Source organism: Microbacterium sp. Mcb102, from assembly GCF_024519805.1.
Taxonomy (GTDB): Bacteria; Actinomycetota; Actinomycetes; order Actinomycetales; family Microbacteriaceae; genus Microbacterium.
In genome coordinates this window covers 66,995-81,965 of record NZ_JALJRG010000006.1, presented here as the reverse complement: position 1 = coordinate 81,965, position 14,971 = coordinate 66,995, and the positions used below count along the sequence as shown (strand labels likewise).

Sequence of the window (14,971 nt, the reverse complement as noted above, 5' to 3'; positions counted from 1 at the left end):
ATCCCGTCATACGATGGAGGGCTATGTCCTCCCCCGTGATCTCCTACCCTCCGGAGCTGCCCGTCAGCGCTGCCCGAGGCGAGATCGGCGACGCCATCCGCGACCACCAGGTCGTGATCGTCGCGGGCGCCACCGGGTCGGGCAAGACCACCCAGCTGCCGAAGATCGCGCTCGAGCTCGGACGGGAGCGCATCGCACACACCCAGCCGCGTCGGCTCGCCGCGCGGACGATCGCGGAACGGGTCGCGGAAGAGCTCCAGGTCGAGCTCGGCACGCTCGTCGGCTACAAGGTGCGCTTCACCGACAAGGTGTCGGACGCCACGCGCATCGCGCTGATGACCGACGGCATCCTGCTCAACGAGATCCATCGCGATCGACTGCTCACCCGCTACGACACGATCATCATCGATGAGGCGCACGAACGCTCCCTCAACGTCGACTTCCTGCTCGGCTACCTGGCCCGCATCCTCCCGGAGCGCCCCGACCTCAAGGTGATCATCACCTCGGCGACGATCGACCCGGAGAGCTTCGCGAAGCACTTCGCCGCGGCGGATGGCACACCGGCGCCGATCATCGAGGTCTCGGGCCGCACGTATCCGGTCGAGATCCGCTACCGCGGGCAGGTCGAAGACGGGGACGACGAGGACGCACCGGCCGAGCCGGAGGACGAGGTCTCGGCCATCGTCGCCGCCCTGCGCGAGCTCGACCGCGAGGCGCCGGGCGATGTGCTCGTGTTCCTCCCCGGCGAGGCCGAGATCCGGGATGCGGCCGACGCCGTGCGCGGCGCCTACGCGAACGACCGCGCCCCCACCGAGGTGCTCCCCTTGTTCGGCCGACTGTCCGCCGCCGACCAGCACCGCGTGTTCGAGCGCAGCAGGGTGGCAGGCGTCCGCCGCCGCGTCATCCTCGCCACCAACGTCGCCGAGACGAGCCTCACGGTGCCCGGCATCAAGTACGTCATCGACACCGGCACCGCGCGCATCTCGCGCTACAGCAACCGGTCCAAGGTGCAGCGGCTGCCGATCGAGGCCGTCTCGCAGGCCTCGGCGAACCAGCGATCCGGCCGCGCGGGCCGCACCAGCGACGGCATCGCGATCCGCCTCTACTCGGAAGAGGACTACGACCGGCGCCCGGAGTACACCGAGCCCGAGATCCTGCGCACCTCGCTCGCCTCCGTGATCCTGCAGATGCTGTCGCTCGGGTTCGGCGACATCACCGCATTCCCCTTCCTCACTCCGCCCGACTCGCGGGGCGTGAAGGCCGCGTTCGACCTGCTCACCGAGCTCGGCGCGGTCGAACCGTCCCGTCGCGACGGCGCCCCGCACCTCACCCGCATCGGACGCGACATCTCGCGGATGCCGATCGACCCGCGGTTCGCGCGGATGCTGATCGAGGCGGGGCGCGGGGGCTCGGTCGGCACCGTGACCCGTGACGTGCTCGCGATCGTGTCGGGCATGACGATCCAGGACGTGCGCGAGCGCCCGGAGGAGCGCCGCGAGGAGGCCGACCGCCTGCACGCCCGCTTCGTCGACCCGACCAGCGATTTCCTGACCCTGCTGAACCTCTGGAACCACCTGCGCGAGCAGCAGCGCGAACTCGGCTCGAGTGCGTTCCGTCGCCTGTGCCGCTCGGAGCACCTCAACTACGTGCGAGTGCGGGAGTGGTTCGACGTGCACCGCCAGCTGCGCACGCTCGTGAAGACGCCCGACCGCACCGGCGACGACACCGGCACGAGCGACCCGGACGCCATCCACCGCGCCCTGCTGTCGGGACTCCTGTCGCAGATCGGCCTCCTCGACGAGCGCACGGCCCCGGCGGGCAAGGCGCACTCCCCCGCGAAGGAGCCGAAGGGCCGTCGCATCGCGGAGTACCGGGGAGCCCGCGGCATCCGCTTCTCGATCTTCCCCGGCTCGGGACTGCGTAAGAAGAGTCCGCGCGCGGTGATCGCGGCCGAGATCGTGGAGACCTCCCGCACGTTCGCCCGCACGGTCGCCGCGATCGACCCCGCGTGGGCCGAACCGCTCGCCGGAGACCTCGCCAAGCGCCAGGTGACCGAGCCGCACTGGTCGAAGGATGCCGGCGCCGCCGTCGCGTTCGAGAAGGTCACGCTGTTCGGCCTCGAGATCATCCCGCGTCGCCGGGTGCAGTTCGCCCGCATCGACCGGGCCGCCTCGCGCGAGCTCTTCGTGCGCCATGCACTCGTCGAGGGCGAGTGGGACCCGACACGGATCGACAAACGGGTGAGCGCGTTCTGGCGCAGCAACGCCGAGCTGCGCAAGCGCCTCGAGAAGCTGGAGGAGCGCGAGCGCCGCCGCGACATCCTCGCCGGCGACGAGGCCGTGTTCCGGTTCTACGACGAGCGCATCCCCACCGACGTTTTCGACGTGCGCTCCTTCGAGAGCTGGTGGCGCGAGGCGATGGCCACGACGCCGAAGCTGCTCGTGATGCGCGAGAGCGACCTGATCGACGACGAGGAGCGTGCCGACCAGCGCGAGTTCCCGACGCGCTGGACGCAGGGCGACCAGGTGCTGGGCCTCGCGTACCGGTTCGAGCCGGGTGCCGACGACGACGGTGTGAGCGTGGTCGTGCCGCTGCCGCTGCTCGCGCAGCTCGAGGACCGCGGCTTCGACTGGCAGGTTCCGGGCCTGCGTGCCGAGCTCGTCACCGGGCTGCTGCGCGCGCTGCCCAAGGCCATCCGCCGTCATGTCGTGCCCGCCGCCGACTGGGCCGAGAAGTTCGGCGCCGAGCTGGCCGAGCAGGGGCCGGAGTCGCACGGCGGCCTGCCGCCGCGCACGCTCAAGGAGGCACTGGCCCGGCTCATCCAGCCGCTCGCCAACCAGCTCGTGTCCGCCGCCGACTTCGACGACGAGCGCGTGCCGCCACACCTGCGCATGAACTTCCGTGCGGTCGACGAGCGCGGCCGGCTCGTCGGCTCCGGACGTGATCTGCGGGCGCTGCAGGCGCAACTCTCCGACCGGGCGCGCAGCAGCGTGGCGCGATCGATCGCTGCGCCGCCGAAGTCCGGCGCCAAGGGTGCCCGCAACGGCGCTGAGCGCGGTGGTGCCGAGCGCGTCGCTGCCGCACCGATCGAACAGACCGGTCTCACGGCGTGGACCTTCGGCGACCTGCCCGAGGTGCTCGACACCCGTGTCGCCGGCGGCGTCGTGCGCGGCTACCCGGCGATCGTCGACCAGGGCAAGACCGTGTCGGTGCGCGTCGAATCGACCCCGGATGCCGCGGCCGCCGCCACCCGCGACGGCGTGCTGCGGCTGGTGCTGCTGGGCGTCCCCTCCCCCTCGTCGTACGTGCAGGAGCACCTGACGAGCCAGGAGAAGCTCGCCCTCGCCGCCTCGCCGTACCAGTCCGCCGCCGCCCTCATCGAGGACTGCCGCGCGGCCGTGGCCCGGCAGGTCATCGAGCAGACGGCACCGGGCGGTATCGTGCGCAGCGAAGCCGACTTCGTCCGGGTGCGCGACGCCGTCTCGGGCGTGCTGGTCGATCAGCTCTTCGCGTGCGTCTCACTGGTGGCCCGCATCCTGACGAAGTCCCGCGATGTCGAACGCGGCATCAAGTCGCAGAACTCGCTCGCCCTGCTCGGCCCGCTGAACGACATCCGCACACAGCTGAGCGGCCTGCTGCATCCGGGCTTCGTCTCCGCGGCCGGAGTCGACCGTCTCGCACACTTCCCGCGCTACCTCGAAGGCATGCTCGACCGACTGAAGACGCTCGGCAGCGAACCGGGCAAGGATCGTGCGCGCATGACCGAGTACGAGCGGATGGCGAAGGCGTTCGAGGATGCCGGAGGCACCATCCCGCTTCCGTCCGACGCTCCCCCCGCGCTCGTCGAGGTGCGCTGGCTGCTCGAGGAGTACCGCGTCAGCGTGTTCGCGCAGCGCCTCGGCACCGCGCAGCCGGTGTCGCCGCAGCGCATCATGAAGGCGCTGTCCGGGCGCTGATCCGCGACGACGGGCGTGTGGCGCGGGTAGCCTGAATCCATGGCACGCGCGATCGTCTACACCGAGTTCGGCTCCCCCGATGTCCTGCACCTGATGGAGATCCCCGATCCTGTCGCGGCTCGCGGCGAGGTCGTGGTGCGCATCGAGGCGGCGGGGGCGAATCCCATCGATGCCAAGCTGCGGAGCGCCAAGCGGCCGTCTCCCCCGATCACCGAACCGCGCCCGGTCGGGTTCGACGGGGCGGGCGTGGTCGAGCTGCTGGGCGAGGGTGTCGACGACTTCGCGGTCGGCGACCGGGTGGCGATCCGTGACGCGCACGGCACCTACGCCTCGGCGATCGCGATCTCCACCGAGAAGCTCGCGAAGCTCCCCGACTCCGTCACGACCGCCGAAGGGGCGGCGATCGGGATCCCCGCGGGCACCGCGTACCAGTCGCTGCGTTCGCTCGGGGTCACCGAGGGCGACGTGCTGCTCGTGCACGGCGGCTCCGGCTCGGTCGGACAGGCCGCCGTGCAGTTCGCGATGGCCTGGGGCGCGACCGTGATCGCGACGGCGAGCCCCGCCCGCCACGACCAGCTGCGCGAACTCGGCGCGATCCCCGTGGCGTACGGCGAGGGCCTGCTCGACCGCGTGCGCGACGCCGCCCCCTCAGCCGTCACCGTGGCGCTGGACTGCGCCGGCACCGACGAGGCGATCGAGACCTCCCTCGCGCTGGTCGCCGACCGCGACCGGATCGCGACGATCGTGCGCGGACCGGATGCCGCGTCCTTCGGCATCCGCGCCTTCTCCGGCGGCTCCCCCGTACCCCTGACCGCGGAGGAGCTCGCCTGGCGCGCCGAGGCGCTCGCCGAGACGATCGCCCTCCTCGACGCGGGCGACTTCGTGATCGAGCTCGGCCCCCAGCTGCCGCTGGCCGAGGCGGCACAGGCCCATGAGCTCATGGAATCCGGTGCCGCCTCGGGCAAGATCATCCTGGTGCCCTGACGGCGAGGGGCCGTCAGAGCGATCAGGCCGGAGCGACCGGCCGTCCGATCGACAGCATCAGCCGGTTCGCCCAGTTGAAGAACGCGGCGCCGTGGATGAGGTCCGAGATCTCCAGGTCGTCGAGCCCGGCGGCACGCAGCCGCACGATCTCGTCCGCGCCGAACGCGTTCGGGGTGTCGGTGAGGGCGACGGATGCCGCGACGACGGCGTTCCAGCGCTCGCCGAGGTCCGCATCCACGCCCTCATCGAGCAGCAGGTCGACGTCGTCCGTGCGCTTGCTGTGGTGCGCGGCGAAGCGCGAGTGCACCGAGGCGCAGAACACGCAGCCGTTGCGGCGGGAGGCCGCGGTCGCGGCGAGCTCTCGGTCGGCTCGCGGCAGACCCTCCGCGGCGTTGTAGAAGATGTCCTTGTCGACCAGGGTGCGGGCCTTCAGCACCTCGGGGTCGCGGGCCAGCAGGCGGAAGTAGTCGTTCTTCGCCCGAGCCGCGTCGACGAGGCCGTCGTAGTGACGCTCGGTCAGCTCGTCCTCGGCGAGGGGCTCGAGGTGCGGGACCCACCCGACCTCGCCGCGGGTGAACGCGTGCGGGTGCGGGGCGTCGTCGTGCCGGAGCACGCTCTGTTCGGCGGTCATGCGGCCTCCTCCTCGGAGTTTTCGGCGGTCAAGCCCGCAGCGGCGAGCACACGGAGCCCGGTGACGACGCGCTGCTGGAAGGCGAGGAACGACACCAGCTGCGACAGCGTCACGATGCCGTCCGCCGACCAGCCCGCGTCGAGCAGGCGACCGAGGTCGGCGCCCGAAGCCTCGCGGGGGCGGAACACCAGCAGGTGCGTGTGCGCGAGGGCGGCGGCGAGGCGCTCATCCACCGCGGCGATGACGGTCTCGGACGGGACATAGCGCGCCCCGTCGGTGTTCTCGGCCTGCAAGCCGAGCTCGGTGTAGGCGCCGAAGGGTCCGGTGGTCGCCGCCCGGGCGGCCTCCGCGAGCACGACGGCGGCCCGCTGGGCGTCGGCCTCCTGCGCACGACCGGCATAGAACACCGCGGTCGGGTCTTCGGCCCCGGCGAGACCGGTGGCGAAGGCGGCCACGAGTTCGCGTTCGGCCTGCGAGACGTGCTCCGTGCTCACCGGCTGGAAGAGGGCGTCGAAGCTCGCCTGCAGCTGCTCCCTGGTCACCGGACGGCGACGGCGCAGCGCATCCAGCTCCGGCGTCACCTCCGCGATCCGGTCCACGATGTCGTCGGTCATGCATTCTCCTTGAGGGTGAGGTTCTGTTCGGTAGTGGTTCCGTGCGGTGTCGGGGTGAGGGCGTAGCCGAGGGCCGGGGCGACCTCGTCGGCGAAGAGCGCGATCGAGCGCAGCACGTGCTCGTGCGGGGCGTCGACCGAGTGCACCTGGAACGCCACCTCGGTCGCGCGGGCGAGGGTGGTGTCGGCGGCGAGCGATTCCGCCACCTGCTCCGGCGTACCCAGGTGTGTGTCGAGCGCGGCGATCAGCTCGTCGATGCTGTCTCCGGGGATCGTCTGGCCCTGACGGCGGAAGCCCTCAGCCGCCCGGCGCAGCCCGACCTCGGCGAAGCGCAGCGCCTCGGCGCGGTCGTCGGCGACGAACACGGTGCGCGAGGCGGTGATCCGCGGCGCCACCCCCTCCGGCAGCGCTTCGAGGTACGCGTCGATGATCGGATCCTGCAGGGCAGACAGCGGCGCGTGCAGCCGATCGGCACTGCGCGGTTGCGTGCGAGACAGCAGCAGCCCGTGCCCGTGGATGCCGGCCCGATGCCCGCCCGGCACCGAGAAGGTGGCCTGCCAGACGCGGTCGGCGAGGGCGCCGGCATCCGGATAGAGGGTGTTGCCGGCACCGACATCGCGGCCGGAGAGACCGTCGAGCAGTGTCCGCAGCTTCCGGTCGTAGGTCGGCCCCTTGTCGCGCACGTCCTCGCCGAACGGCGCGAACGACGAGGGCGTGCCGCCGCTGCCGAGTCCCAGATCCACGCGCCCCCCGGAGAGCAGATCGGCGACCACGGCATCCTCCGCCACCCGCACCGGGTCCTCGAGCGGCAGCGTGATCACGCCGGTACCGAGACGGATGGTGGAAGTCACGGCGGCGACGTTCGCGAGGAACACCAGGGGCGACGGCAGCCCGCCCTCGGCCGCATGGAAGTGGTGCTGCGCGACCCAGGCCCGACCGATGCCGTGCCGCTCGGCCTGTTGGATCTGCGCGGTCGCGAACGCATACCGCTCGGCGGGGGCGGCGTCGTCGAGCAGTCGGGTGAAGAAGGCGACGGTGGGGGTGGTCATACGACGGTCTCCGTTCGTCCCGGTACTGCGGCCAGCAGCTCCCGGGTGTAGTCGTGCTGCGGGTCGCGGAAGAGGTCTTCCGTCTGCCCCTCCTCGACGATCCGGCCGCGGCGCATCACCGAGACCGTGTGGCTGATCCGCCGCACCACCGCGAGGTCGTGCGAGATGAACAGGTAGGTGAGCCCGAGCTCGGCCTGCAGCGAGGTGAGCAGCTCGAGGATGCGGGCCTGCACCGTGACATCCAGCGCCGACACCGCCTCGTCGAGCACCACGATGTCGGGGTCGATCGCCAGCGCGCGGGCGATCGCGACGCGCTGCCGCTGTCCGCCCGACAGCTCACGCGGGGTGCGCCGTGCCGCCTCGGCGGGGAGTGACACCCGGTCGAGGAGGGCGAGAGCGCGCTCGCGGCGCTCGGTGCGACTGCCGACGCCGAAGTTCACCAGCGGCTCGGCGACGATCTCCGCGATCTGCTGGCGCGGGTCGAGCGAGGCGAACGGGTTCTGGTAGACGAGCTGGATGCGTCGGCGGAGCACCCGCAGTTGCTCGCGCTTCGCGTGGGTCACGTCGTCGCCGTCGACCTCGATCGTCCCGGCATCCGGCTGATGGAAGCGGGTGACGAGTCGCGCCGTCGTGGTCTTGCCGGAGCCCGACTCCCCCACAAGCGCATGTGTGGTGCCCTTGCGCACCCGGAACGACACGTCGTCGACGGCCCGGAAGCGCTCGCGCCCCGCGACGCGGAACTCCTTCACGAGCCCGTCGGCCACGATCGCCCAGGGGTTCTCGGCGGCGACCGCCGCGGCATCACGCAGGAACGGCGGGGCATCCGGCCGACGGAAACCTGTCGCGAACGCCGGAGCGTCGGCGAGCAGCTGCTTCGTGTACGGGTCGGCCGGTGCGGCGAGCACCGCCTCGCTGGAGCCCTGCTCGACGATGCGACCGTCTTTGAGCACGACGAGCCGCTCGGCCCGGTCGGCCGCGACACCGAGGTCGTGGGTCACGAGCAGGATGCTGGTGCCTTCCTCGCGCTGCAGCTCGTCGAGCAGGTCGAGCACCTTGCGCTGCACCGTGGCGTCGAGGGCGCTGGTGGGCTCGTCGGCGATCAGCAGCCGCGGCCGCAGGGCGATCGCGGTGGCGATGAGCACGCGCTGGCGCATGCCGCCCGAGAGCTCGTGCGGATACTGGCGCGCCCGCAGGTCGGGGTCGTCGATGCCGACCCGGTCGAGCAGCTCGATGGCCCGCGCCCGCCGCGACCGGCGGTCCCGGTGCCCGTGCAGACGGAGGATCTCCTCGACCTGCGCGCCGATCGTGCGCACGGGGTCGAGCGAGGTGGTCGGGTCCTGCGGCACGAGACCGATCTCGGGACCGCGGATGCCGCGCAGCGCACGGTCGGACCACCCCGAGATGTCGAGGTCGCCGAGCAGCACCCGCCCGCCGTCGACGCGGCCGCCCTCCGGCAGCAGCCCGAGCAGGGCGTGCGCGGTGGTGGACTTGCCCGAACCCGACTCCCCCACGAGCGCCAGGGTCTCGCCCTCGGCGATCTCGAACGAGACGCCGTGCACGACCTCGCGGCGCCGGTCCTTGTCGCCGTAGGAGATCCGCAGATCGGTGGCGGAGATGACGGCGCTCACTTCGCGCTCCTTCCGATGCGGTGGCTGATCCGGTTGGCGCTGAGGACGACGACGACCACGACGAGACCGGGCAGGGCGGTGAGCCACCAGGCGGTGCCCACGTAGTTGCGGCCGTCGGCGATCAGCAGGCCCCACTCCGGCGTGGGCGGCGGCGCACCGTAGCCGAGGAACCCGAGTGTCGAGATCGCGAGGATCGCCGTGCCGAACTGCAGTGCGGCGAGCGCGACGATCGGCGTCAGCGAGTTGGGCAGCACGTGCCGGCGCAGGACGGTGAAGAACGTGCCGCCGCTGCCGAAGGCCGCTTCGACGTACTCGGTGCGGCGCACGCGGGCGACCTCGGCGCGCATGAGCCGGGCGAAGGCCGCGACGCTGCCGAGACCGACCGCGATCGCGGCGTTCACCGTGCCGAAGCCGAGCAGGATGATGACGGTGAGGGCGAGGAGCAGTCCCGGGATCGCGAGCAGCACATCGACCACACGCATCAGTACGTCGTCGACCACACCCCCGACGGCACCGGCGATCGCCCCGATCAGCGTGCCGAGGGCGAGGCCGACCGTGACGGCGATGAGCGCTCCCGAGAGCGAGTGCACCGCACCGTGCACGACCCGGCCGAACAGATCGCGGCCGAGGGTGTCGGTGCCGAACCAGTGCGCGGCACTCGGCGCGAGCAGCTTGTCGGCCGGGACGCCCGTGAGCGGGTCGCCGGGGGCGAAAACCCCGGGGATGACGGCCCACAGCACGGCGAGAGCGACGACCGCGTAGGCCAGGTACAGACCCCAGGCGCGGCCGCGCAATCGGCGGCGAGGGGCCTTCTCGGTCTCGGTCGCGGCCGGATGTGCCGGCGCGGCCGGGTCGGGCCCGACCACGGGATCGATGATCACGGGAGCGGTCATGCGGTCGCCTCCTGGAGTGCGCGGGGCGCCGAGGCGCGGGCGACGGTGCGTTGGCGGGGGTCGATGAGCGGAGTCACGAGGTCGACCGCGAAGCTGATGATCACGAAGCCGAGGGCCGACAGCAGCACGACGCCCTGCAGCACCGGGATGTCCTGGTTCGCGACGGCCTGCTCGGTGAGCCGGCCGATGCCCGTGCGTCCGAACACGGTCTCGGTCACCACAGCTCCGCCGACGAGCTCGCCGAACAGGACGCCGGCGATCGTCAGGGTCGGCACGGCGGCGTTCCGGGCCACCGAACGGGTGAGCACCCACAGCGGCGGAGCGCCCTTCGCCCGCACCACCGTGACGAACGGCTGCGCCTGCACCTGGTCGATCGCGCGCACCAGTACCTGGGCCAGCGGGGCCGAGATCGGCACGGCGAGGGTGAGCACCGGCAGGACGAGTCCGGCCACCGGGTCGGCGCCGACGATCGGCACCCATCCGAGCCCGAACGAGAACACCTGGATGAGCAGGATGCCCAGCCAGAAGACCGGCACCGCCACGAACAGCCCGGGCACCTGACGCAGGCCGTCACGCAGCCAGGCGAACGGTGCGAGGGAGGAGAGCCCGGCGATGAGGATGGCGAGGATCAGCGCCACGACGAGTCCGAGCGACGCGAGCAGCAGCGTCGCGGGCAGGGCCTCGCCCAGCATCGTCAGCACCGGGGTGCCGAACTGGGTCGAGAACCCGAAGTCCCCGGCGAGGAAGCCGAGACCCGCGTGCACGTACTGCTCCCACCACGGCAGGTCTGCGCCGTAGGTGGCGCGGATGCTGTCGAGCTGGTCCGGCGACAGCCCGAGGCTGGGGTCGGAGAACTTGATCAGGATCGCGTCGCCCGGCAGCAGCTGCAGCAGGAAGAAGGTGGCCGTGAAGGCCGCGATCAGAACGATCGCGGCCTGCCCGGCTCGTCGGAGGACGAAGCTCATCGTGTCACCGGCGCTCTCAGTGCTCGGCGAGCCAGACGCCGGAGAACGTCGGACGCCCCACCGACTCGAAGGCGACGCCCTGCACGTAGGTGGCGGTGCCGTACACCTGCGGCTCCTCGAACAGCGGGATGACATAGGCCTGCTCGGCGATGTAGTCCTGCACGGCCTGCGAGGCGGCGATGCGCTTGTCGGCGTCGGGCTCGGAGGCCACGGCGAGCAGGAGCTCGTCGAGCTTCGCGTCCTTCGAGATCAGCACGTCGCGGTTCTTCGTGAAGTACTGGCTCTTGATGACGTCGAGGTCCGCCCGTCCGACCATCGAGTGGTAGAAGCCGGTCTTCAGCGGATCGCGGGTGTCTTCGGCCGCGCTGCCGGCGTCGCCGGGCTTGACAGAGAGCTCCACGCCCACCTTGGCCAGCTGCTGCGCGACGAGTTCGAGGGTCTGCTTCGACAGCGGCTGCGGCTTGGCCTCGTAGACGGTGATCGACAGGCGCTCGCCGTCCTTCTCGCGGATGCCGTCGGAGCCGGGCTCCCAGCCCGCCTCGTCGAGCAGCTCCTCGGCCTTGTCGGGGTCGTAGGCGTAGTGCGCGGACTCGTCCTTGTAGCCGACGGCCTGCGAGGAGAGCACCGACGTCGCCACCGGGTAGTTCTCGGTGAAGAGCGTGTCGACGACCTCCTTCGCGTCCACGGCGGCGACGAGTGCCTGGCGCACGCGGATGTCGCCCAGCAGCGGGTTCTCGGGGCGCAGAGCGATCGAGTTGTTCACGCCGCGGGTCTGCGGGGCGTAGAGCGTGAAGCCGGCGCCTTCGACGCGGTCCTCGTCGAACGCCTGCACGTAGCGGACGTAGTCTGCCTGACCCGCGAGCAGCGAGCCGATGCGCACCGAGTCCTCGGGGGTGATCAGCACGTGGACGGCGTCGAGGTAGGGGCGGCCGGCGTTGTCGACGCTGTCGGGGCCCCACTCGTAGTCGTCACGGGCGGTGAGCGTGTATTCGGTGCCCAGCTTCTCGTCGGTGACGGTGAAGGGGCCCGACCCGATGATCTCGGCCGCGTTGCCCGCGCCGAAGTCCTCGATCGTGCCGTCGAGCGTCGCAGGCGACAGCAGGCCCGAGTTGATGGTCGAGGTGGCCTGCAGGAACCCGGGCGACGGCGCACTGAAGCGGAACGTCACGGTGTCCTCGTCGACGACCTCGCTGCTGGCGTAGTTGTTGATCGCCTCCGAGACCGTGAGGCCGCGGTCCGCATCGCCCAGCCCGTACGTGTCGAAGTTCTTCGCGACGGCCGCGGCATCGAGCACGGTGCCGTCCGAGAACGTGACGTCGGGGTTCAGGTCGAACGTGTACTCGGTGGCATCCGCGTTCACGGTCCAGTCCGAGGCGATCCACGGCTCGATCTCGAGCGTCTCCGGGTTCTGCCAGGTCAGGCGAGCGGCGATGTTGTTGACGATGCCGCCGTTCGGGTAGAAGCCGGCCTGCGGCGGGTACAGGTTCGTGTACGCCTGGTGCTCGAGGTAGGTGAGCGTGCCGCCGGTGACGGGGTCGCCGCCCTCGGCGGGGGCGTTGGCAGGAGCAGGCGAGGAGGCGCAGGCGGCGAGGCTGCCCGCGAGGACGAGCGGGACCGCGATGGCGGCGGCACGGATGAGACGGCGGTTCATGCGGAGGGTCTCCTGGGCTTCGGGTGTCGGGATGTGTTCACGGTAGGAATCGGAGTGGCCGTGCCGCGAGGCGACGGACACCGGGTGTCGCGCGACGACACGAGTGGTCACGCGTCGACATACGAGGAAATGCGCAGACGGTCGCGGAGGGTCGCGCCCTCGCTCTCCGCCGCGTCTCGCAGCAGCCCGCGGCGGCGCAGCTCGGGGGCGGCCTGCCGCGTGAACGCCTCGAATTGGGCGGGCTGGAAGGCCGACAGCACGTTGAAACCGTCGGCCGCCCCCTCGTCGCGCCAGGTCTCGAAGTGGTCAGCGATCGTCCGGGCGTCGCCGACCACGAAGGCCGCCGGCACCGCGTTGGCGGCCACGAGGTGCCGCCAGGTCAGCGGATCTCCGGTCGTCACCCCGGCTCCCGAGACGCGCAGTCCGGCGATGCCGGCGAGGCGCTCGATGAGTGCGGAGCCGCGCTCCCCCAACCGCTGCGCCTCAGCAGCCGTGACCGGGCGGTCGAACTCCGCCACGCGCAGCGGATCGTCAGCGGCGATGTCGAACGCATCGGCGAGCGCGGCCACCGTGCGGTTCGGCGGGAACGCGGTGCGTCCGGCCTGATGTCCCTCGGCGAGCGGCACCAGCGCGAGCAGGCGCTCGACGATGCGGCGGGCGTCGCCATCCGTGTCGGCGACGACCGGCAGCACCGGGGCGATCACCTTCACCGCATCCGGAGACCGTCCGGCTTCGGCCGCGATGTCGCGCAGCAGGCGGCGCGTGGCGATCGCGTCGGCGAGCGTCGGCGCGGCGGTCAGCGCGAGGTCGGCCTCGGTCGCGGCGAGCGCACGCGACCGCGGCGACGTGCCGGCGTGCACGATCGGGATCTGCCCCTGCGGCGGGCGGGCGACGTTGAGCGGACCGGTGACCCGCACCTGCGAGCCCTGGAGGTCGGCGGCGCGGAGCCCCTCGGGGTCGATGAGCACGCCGCGCGCGGCATCCGCGATCCAGGCATCCTCGTCCCACGAGCCCCACAGGCGTCGGAGCGCCTCGACGAACTCCTCGGCGCGGTCGTAGCGCGTCTCGTTGTCGGCGTGCGCGTCGCGGCCGTGGTTGCCCGCGGCGCGCGGCTCGGCGCCCGTGACGAGGTTCACGCCCGCACGTCCGCCGGTGAGCACGTCGAGTGAGGCCAGCGAGCGCGCCGTCGTGTACGGATCGGCGTAGGTGGTGTTGACCGTGGCGATCAGGCCGATGCGCGAGGTGACCCCGGCGAGGAACAGCACCGCGCTCACCGGGTCGATGCGCGCCAGCAGATACGGGTCGCGGAACTCCAGGTCGGGGCCCGTCGCGAGCCAGTCGCCGAAGAAGAGGTAGTCGAGGCCGGCCTCCTCCCCCTCGCGTGCGATGTGCCGGAGGATGGCGGCGTCCGCGGCCGGATCGCGGTGCGCGCCGGGCTGCCGCCAACCCGAGGGGTAGGCCCCCAGGGTGCGCACCATGGCGCCGATGATGAGGGGTTCGGTCATGCTCGTCACGGTAGGAGCGGGCGCGCACCCGCGACCAGGCGGCCGTCGCCGGACGTCTCGGGGTGTAACAGTCCGACATGTGCACCCCACCCCGTACGCTGAGACCATGACTGGTCTTCGTTGGGGAATCCTCGCTACCGGCGGTATCGCCGGCGCGTTCGCATCCGATCTGCGCACGGCGGGGCTCGACCTCGTGGCGGTGGGTTCACGTTCCCAGGAGTCGGCCGACGCGTTCGCCGCCCGCTTCGACATCGCGCACGCGCACCCCTCGTACGAGGCGCTGGTGTCCGACCCCGACGTCGACATCATCTACGTCTCCACGCCGCATCCGATGCATCACGAGAACGCCCGGCTCGCGCTCGAGCACGGCAAGCACGTGCTCGCCGAGAAGGCGTTCACGCTGAACCGCGCCGAGGCCGAAGACCTGCAGGCGCTCGCCGCCGAGAAGGGGCTCCTCGTGATGGAGGCGATGTGGACGCGGTATCTGCCGCACATGATCCGCATCCGCGAGCTCATCGCCGATGGCACGCTCGGCGAGATCCGTGCGGTCAGCGCCGATCACACGCAACTGCTGCCCACCGACCCCACCCACCGGCTCAACGCCCTGGAGCTCGGCGGCGGCGCACTGCTCGACCTCGGCATCTACCCGATCTCCTTCGTCTGGGACATGCTGGGCGCTCCGACCGACATCCGTGCCGTGGGCCGCCTGATCGAGACCGGCGCCGACTCCGAGGTCGCCACGGTCATGACGCACGAGGGCGGTGCGATCTCGACCACGCTGTCCTCCTCGCGGGCATCCGGGCCGAACGCGGCCAGCATCATCGGCACCAAGGCGCGGATCGACATCGACCGGGTCTGGTACACCCCCACCACGTTCCGCGTCACCCTCCCGGACGGCACCGTGCAGGAGGAGTACGTCTCCGAGGTCGACGGCCGCGGCATGCAGTTCCAGGCCCTCGCCGCCGAGCGCCTGGTGCGCGACGGCATCCTCGAGGGCGACATCCTTCCGATCGCCGAGAGCGTCGCCATCATGGGCACTCTCGATGAGATCAGGGCGCAGATCGGCGTCCGCTACCCCCGTGAGGAGGCCTGATC

11 protein-coding genes are annotated in these 14,971 nt (G+C 71.6%); 3 read left to right on the top strand and 8 right to left on the bottom strand.

The window, feature by feature from the left end:
- Positions 1–23 precede the first annotated feature (23 nt).
- Positions 24–3,956 carry an ATP-dependent RNA helicase HrpA gene (gene hrpA / locus OC372_RS14825; RefSeq protein WP_262002526.1) on the top strand — a complete coding sequence of 1,311 codons (3,933 nt, stop codon included), beginning with the start codon at positions 24–26 and terminating at the stop codon, positions 3,954–3,956.
- Positions 3,957–3,995: 39 nt separating this feature from the next.
- Entirely contained in the window at positions 3,996–4,940 is a 945-nt protein-coding gene (locus OC372_RS14820; RefSeq protein ID WP_262002525.1) for a zinc-binding alcohol dehydrogenase family protein, read from the top strand.
- A gap of 22 nt (positions 4,941–4,962) precedes the next feature.
- Here OC372_RS14820 and OC372_RS14815 read toward each other — a convergent pair whose 3' ends face one another.
- From OC372_RS14815 to OC372_RS14780, 8 genes are all read right to left on the bottom strand, one after another.
- Positions 4,963–5,571, bottom strand: coding sequence for an alkylhydroperoxidase domain protein (locus OC372_RS14815; protein ID WP_262002524.1), 609 nt, complete (start codon positions 5,569–5,571; stop codon positions 4,963–4,965).
- Positions 5,568–6,185, bottom strand: coding sequence for a CMD domain protein (locus OC372_RS14810; RefSeq protein ID WP_262002523.1), 618 nt, complete (start codon positions 6,183–6,185; stop codon positions 5,568–5,570). The genes OC372_RS14815 and OC372_RS14810 overlap by 4 nt, the downstream gene beginning before the upstream one ends.
- The gene (locus OC372_RS14805; RefSeq protein ID WP_262002522.1) at positions 6,182–7,234 is read right to left on the bottom strand and encodes a putative FMN-dependent luciferase-like monooxygenase; all 1,053 of its coding nucleotides are present in this window, start codon (positions 7,232–7,234) and stop codon (positions 6,182–6,184) included. Before OC372_RS14805 ends, OC372_RS14810 begins: the two co-directional genes overlap by 4 nt.
- Entirely contained in the window at positions 7,231–8,862 is a 1,632-nt protein-coding gene (locus tag OC372_RS14800) for a dipeptide ABC transporter ATP-binding protein (protein ID WP_262002521.1), read from the bottom strand. The genes OC372_RS14805 and OC372_RS14800 overlap by 4 nt, the downstream gene beginning before the upstream one ends.
- Complete coding sequence (locus OC372_RS14795) at positions 8,859–9,755, bottom strand: ABC transporter permease (RefSeq protein WP_167634536.1); 897 nt, start codon at positions 9,753–9,755, stop codon at positions 8,859–8,861. The genes OC372_RS14800 and OC372_RS14795 overlap by 4 nt, the downstream gene beginning before the upstream one ends.
- Entirely contained in the window at positions 9,752–10,720 is a 969-nt protein-coding gene (locus OC372_RS14790) for an ABC transporter permease (RefSeq protein ID WP_215071006.1), read from the bottom strand. Before OC372_RS14790 ends, OC372_RS14795 begins: the two co-directional genes overlap by 4 nt.
- Before the next feature lie 16 nt (positions 10,721–10,736).
- Positions 10,737–12,371: a TIGR04028 family ABC transporter substrate-binding protein gene (locus OC372_RS14785; RefSeq protein WP_262002668.1), complete on the bottom strand. Its 1,635-nt coding sequence runs from the start codon at positions 12,369–12,371 to the stop codon at positions 10,737–10,739.
- Positions 12,372–12,478: 107 nt separating this feature from the next.
- Complete coding sequence (locus OC372_RS14780; RefSeq protein WP_262002520.1) at positions 12,479–13,876, bottom strand: NtaA/DmoA family FMN-dependent monooxygenase; 1,398 nt, start codon at positions 13,874–13,876, stop codon at positions 12,479–12,481.
- 106 nt (positions 13,877–13,982) lie between these two features.
- Between OC372_RS14780 and OC372_RS14775 the strand changes: the two genes are divergently transcribed.
- Entirely contained in the window at positions 13,983–14,969 is a 987-nt protein-coding gene (locus OC372_RS14775) for a Gfo/Idh/MocA family protein (protein WP_262002519.1), read from the top strand.
- Positions 14,970–14,971 lie beyond the last annotated feature (2 nt).